The organism is Mameliella sp. AT18 (assembly GCF_028807275.1).
Lineage (GTDB): Bacteria > Pseudomonadota > Alphaproteobacteria > Rhodobacterales > Rhodobacteraceae > Antarctobacter > Antarctobacter albus.
In genome coordinates this window covers 1-4,753 of the sequence record NZ_JARAMO010000247.1, presented here as the reverse complement: position 1 = coordinate 4,753, position 4,753 = coordinate 1, and the positions used below count along the sequence as shown (strand labels likewise).

General features: G+C 63.4%; 5 protein-coding genes and 1 pseudogene. 5 read left to right on the top strand and 1 reads right to left on the bottom strand.

The genetic code is table 11. From position 1 onward, the window contains the following. From PVW46_RS21395 to queF, 5 genes are all read left to right on the top strand, one after another. The coding region (locus tag PVW46_RS21395; protein WP_338020539.1) for a DUF6880 family protein at window positions 1-512 on the top strand (512 nt) is incomplete at its 5' end. Window positions 513-777: 265 nt separating this feature from the next. Continuing rightward, window positions 778-1,479 carry a 7-cyano-7-deazaguanine synthase QueC gene (queC, locus tag PVW46_RS21390; RefSeq protein ID WP_043147287.1) on the top strand — a complete coding sequence of 234 codons (702 nt, stop codon included), beginning with the start codon at window positions 778-780 and terminating at the stop codon, window positions 1,477-1,479. Next, entirely contained in the window at window positions 1,479-1,832 is a 354-nt protein-coding gene (gene queD / locus PVW46_RS21385) for a 6-carboxytetrahydropterin synthase QueD (protein WP_043147285.1), read from the top strand. Before queC ends, queD begins: the two co-directional genes overlap by 1 nt. Next, window positions 1,829-2,539 carry a 7-carboxy-7-deazaguanine synthase QueE gene (queE, locus tag PVW46_RS21380; RefSeq protein ID WP_069211344.1) on the top strand — a complete coding sequence of 237 codons (711 nt, stop codon included), beginning with the start codon at window positions 1,829-1,831 and terminating at the stop codon, window positions 2,537-2,539. The genes queD and queE overlap by 4 nt, the downstream gene beginning before the upstream one ends. 16 nt (window positions 2,540-2,555) lie before the next feature. After that, on the top strand, window positions 2,556-3,020 hold the full coding sequence (queF, locus tag PVW46_RS21375; RefSeq protein ID WP_043147282.1) for a preQ(1) synthase: 465 nt from the start codon (window positions 2,556-2,558) through the stop codon (window positions 3,018-3,020). A gap of 607 nt (window positions 3,021-3,627) precedes the next feature. Here queF and PVW46_RS21370 read toward each other — a convergent pair. Further along, window positions 3,628-4,739 (bottom strand): annotated as a pseudogene (locus PVW46_RS21370) (IS3 family transposase). Window positions 4,740-4,753: the final 14 nt, after the last annotated feature.

Sequence of the window (4,753 nt, the reverse complement as noted above, 5' to 3'; positions counted from 1 at the left end):
ACCTCGGCCAATTGCCGGATTTCGAGGATATCGAGGCAGAGGACCGCGCTCATGCCTTTGCCCTTGAAAAACCCGCGCCAGAGGCGGCCCTGCAGTTCTTCCTCGACTCGCCCCGAACGGATCTGGCGGCCGAGCTGATCGTGATGCACCCGGACCACTGGGACGGTGGCGATTGGCACATCCTGCCCAAAGTGGCGGCGCTTCTGGAGCATGATCATCCGCTGGCCGCGACAATCCTCTACCGCGCCCTGCTGGACGACATCTTCACCCTCGCGCGATCCAAGGCCTATGGACACGGTGCGACTTACCTCGGGAAACTGGCCCTGCTCTCAGAAGACGCCGATGCCGTCCGCTCCGGCGAATTCCCCAGCCACGCAACCTATCTTGCTGGGCTCAAGAAGGCGCACCACCGGAAATCAGCGTTCTGGTCCCATGTCGGTGAGGGGGAAGAGGAGAAGACGCCGCAGGCCGGCACGTCCCGTCGCCCTGTTTGGGCCAAAGGGGGTGAGTGACGGCCCAGAGCGGCCGCTTAACAGGGGCTCGTCGGAAGTCCGCTATCCGTGAAAATGATTGTCACCGCTGATCCAGATCACGTGTAGCTTTCGGTAAACGCGGCCCAAGGCCTTCGCGACAGGAAATGGCCCGTCGCGGCCCCGCCATGCGTCTGCGGATCAAAGCCCTGTCATCGGGCGCCGCCCTTGCGGCGCTGCCGCTCTGCCGTTACACGCTCCGCTCAACCGGTCGCAGCCTACCCGGTCATCAAAACAAGGGTCAAAAATGAACACTCTGGTCATCTGCTCGGGCGGACTCGATTCCGTGTCGCTCGCCCATATCGTCGCCGCCGAGCATCGGCTCACGCGGCTTGTCTCCTTCGACTACGGCCAGCGCCACCGCAAGGAGCTCGATTTCGCCGCTGCCGCCGCGCACCGGCTCGGCGTGCCGCATCACCTCATCGACATGCGCACCATCGGCGCCGCGCTGACCGGATCGGCGCTCACCGACGACATCGACGTGCCCGATGGGCACTACGCTGAAGAGACGATGCGCATCACCGTCGTGCCGAACCGCAACGCGATCATGCTGGCCATCGGCTTCGGCGTTGCCGCCGCCAATGGCGACAATGCCGTCGCCACGGCGGTCCATGGCGGCGATCACTTCATCTATCCCGACTGCCGCCCTGCCTTCACGCAAGCTTTCGACGCCATGCAGCGCATGGCGCTGGACGGTTATGCCGACGTGCGGCTTTTCACGCCCTTCGTGGAGCGCACCAAGGCAGACATCGTGACCGAGGGCGCCAGGCACGGCACGCCCTTTGCCGAAACCTGGTCCTGCTACAAGGGCGGCGCGGTGCACTGCGGGCGCTGCGGCACCTGCGTGGAGCGGCGCGAGGCCTTTCACCTTGCCGATGTCGAGGACCCGACCACCTATGCCGACCCGGATTTCTGGGCCAGGGCAGTCGCCGAGAAGGAGGAGCGCTGATGTTCCGTATCCGCAAGGAGTTCCACTTCTCCGCCTCCCACCAGCTGGCGCATCTGCCGGCCGGTCACCAATGCGCCCGGCTGCACGGGCACAATTACATCGTGGTGGTCGAGCTGGCCGCGGACGCGCTCAACGCCGACGGCTTCGTGCGCGACTATCACGATCTCAAGCCCCTCAAGGTCTACATCGACGACACCTTCGACCACCGGCACCTGAACGACGTGCTCGACGTGCCCTCGACCGCCGAGAACATGGCCAAACACTTCTTCGACTGGTGCAAGGCCCGCTGGCCGGAAGTGAGCGCGGTGCTTGTCAGCGAGACGCCCAAGACCTGGGCCGAATACCGGCCATGACGACGCTTCGCATCGCTGAGATCTTCGGCCCGACGATCCAGGGCGAAGGCGCGCTGATCGGCGAGCCCACGTTGTTCGTGCGCGCGGGCGGCTGCGATTACCGCTGCGTGTGGTGCGACAGCATGTACGCCGTCGACAGCGCCTATCGCCACACCTGGGCCGCGATGAAGCCCGAAGCAGTCTGGGCGGAACTGCGCCGCCTTTCGGGCGACCGGCCCGTCACCGTTTCGCTGAGCGGCGGCAATCCGGCGATCCAGGATTTCGGCCCACTCATAGCGCTTGGCCGCGCCGCGGGCTACCGCTTTGCCTGCGAGACGCAGGGCTCGGTCGCACGGCCCTGGTTTTCCGATCTCGACACGCTGGTCCTTTCTCCCAAGCCGCCCTCGAGCAGCGAACGGGTGGATTGGGGCACCTTCGCCGACTGCGTCGAAGCCGGCCGCGGCGCCCGAAGCACCGTGATGAAGATCGTGGTCTTCGATGGCGCCGATTACGCGTGGGCCAAGGAGGCCCATGCCCGCCATCCCGAGTTGCCGCTCTACCTGCAGCCGGGCAATCCCGAGGTGGACCCCCAGACCCCGGTCGACTCGCAGGCATTGGCCGACCGGCTCGGCTGGCTGACCGAGACCGCGATGGCGGACCGCTGGTTCGCACCCCGTATCCTGCCGCAACTGCATGTCCTGATCTGGGGCAACAGACGCGGCGTCTGATCTTCCGGAGACCTCCATGACAGACTCGATCTACAGAGACCTGAAGCAGCTCGGCGGAGCCACCCGCATTCCCGCAAGTCCCGAAGAGGCCGCGCTCGAGCGGGTGGCCAACCCGCAGGCCGATGCCACCTACACCGTGCGCTTCACTGCGCCAGAGTTCACCTCGCTCTGCCCTATGACGGGGCAGCCGGACTTCGCGCACCTGGTCATCGACTACGTGCCCGGCCCGTGGCTGGTGGAGTCGAAATCGCTCAAACTCTACCTGACCTCTTTCCGCAACCACGGCGCCTTCCACGAGGATTGCACCATCTCGATCGCGCGACGGTTGGTCGAGTTCCTGGAGCCGCAATGGCTGCGCATTGGAGGCTACTGGTATCCGCGAGGGGGCATCCCGATCGATGTATTCTGGCAAACGGGCCCTCTGCCAGACGGCACTTGGATCCCCGATCAGGGTGTTCCACCCTATCGTGGGCGGGGTTGACTTGGGAAACACTTGCGATCCGGGGGGCTGAAAAAGCCGTGCTCCCTCGCAAAGCGGACTTTTATTTCGAACGCGGCGAATGTCCGTTCCCCGCCCAATGCCCCACGTGTCTGCCCCTAGGCTGGTGCCGTTGACAATCCGGACACGGCTAAACGGGGAAAGAGCTCCCTGGTCGGACTCGTCGCAACGTTCCTAGATTGCTCCGCCCCTTAATCCGTCCCCGTTCCCCGCAATGCGTCTGCGCCAGGATCGTAGAATCTGTGCATGTCCGAGGCGCCGAAGTGGCAGCAACAACGACACCGGCAGCGACGCAGGACCTGATCACATACAACAGGCCGAGGCTCTAACGCGGGGCAGGGATTGTGTTCTCGAATCCGCAGGCTACGCATTTGATCCAGAGGGATATCATGGCGTGAGTTTTGAACGGTCTTGTGACGTCAAGGATCCAAGGAAGAGCCTAACGCCACATTCGATCACCTAAAGGAAGACCACAGGCATCTCTGCAAGGCACATGGTGCAATTGCCTACTCCTCCGGACCGCATAGGAGAACGCTACGGCATCGAAACGTGAGCTACTCCCCATATCTTGGACAGGATCTGGCGTAATCTAAGCTACTCGTTGCACCTGCTGATCGGGTTGGTTGATATCATTTCTCTGCCAGTAGACCAGCGCCGGTGGCTTGCCGTCGAGAGCTGAGTGAGGGCGCTGGTGGTTGTAGAAGGCCATCCATTTCCGGATGGCCGCCTTCGTCTCCGAACCGGCCTCCCAGGCATGCAGGTAGACGCACTCGTATTTCAGGGTGCGCCAAAGCCTCTCGATGAAGATGTTGTCGAGGAACCGGCCTTTCCCATCCATCGATATCCCGACGCCCGATCGGCGGAGCCGGTCCGCCCAGGCGAAGGACGTGAACTGGGCTCCCTGGTCCGTATTCATGATCTCGGGCGGCCCGAACTTGTGGATGGCCTCGTTCAGCGCTTAGACACAGAAGTCGGCCTCCAGGGTGTTCGATATCCGCCAAGATAGAACCTTGCGGGTGTGCCAGTCCATGATCGCTACGAGATAGAGGAACCCACGCCGCATCGGCAGGTAGGTGATGTCCGAGCACCAGACCTGGTTCGGGCGATCCACCCGCAGACCTCGTAGCAGGTAGGGATAGGTCTTATGCCCCTTCGCCTGCCTGCTCGTGTTGGGCTTCTGGTAAATCGGCATGAGCCCCATCAGGCGCATCAGTCGCCGGATGCGCTTCTCGTTCACCAGGTGGCCGTCGTTGCGCAGGTGCCACGTCATCTGCCGAACGCCGAAGAACGGCTTCTCCAGGAACTGCTCGTCGATCCGCCGCATCAGGCCGAGGTTCTGTTCGGTCTCGCCCTTGGGCGTGTAGTAGAAAGACGAACGCGCGATCGACAGCAGCTTGCACTGCTGGCCGATCGACAGATCCGGGTGGTCAGGCTCGATCTTGCCGCGCCTCACTTCCCGCCACAGGGCTTCAGCTTTCGTTCCAAAAAAGAGTTGGCCACCGCCAACTCCCCGATCTTGGCGTGGAGCTCCTTCACCTGCTCCTCGTCAAGATCGGGCCTCTTGCGGCCCCCGCGTTCGAACACGCCGGACGCACCTTCGAGCAGGGCCCTCTTCCATTGATGGATCATCGTCGGATGCACCCCGAACCGGCTTGCCAGCTCGGCGGCCGTCTCCTCCCCTTTCAGTGATCCTCCCCCAATGAAGTGGTCCGCCG

Coding starts and splice junctions, on each gene's coding strand:
- queC (WP_043147287.1), top strand. CDS start 778: ATGAACACTCTGGTCATCTGCTCGGGCGGACTCGATTCCGTGTCGCTC.
- queF (WP_043147282.1), top strand. CDS start 2,556: ATGACAGACTCGATCTACAGAGACCTGAAGCAGCTCGGCGGAGCCACC.
- queE (WP_069211344.1), top strand. CDS start 1,829: ATGACGACGCTTCGCATCGCTGAGATCTTCGGCCCGACGATCCAGGGC.
- queD (WP_043147285.1), top strand. CDS start 1,479: ATGTTCCGTATCCGCAAGGAGTTCCACTTCTCCGCCTCCCACCAGCTG.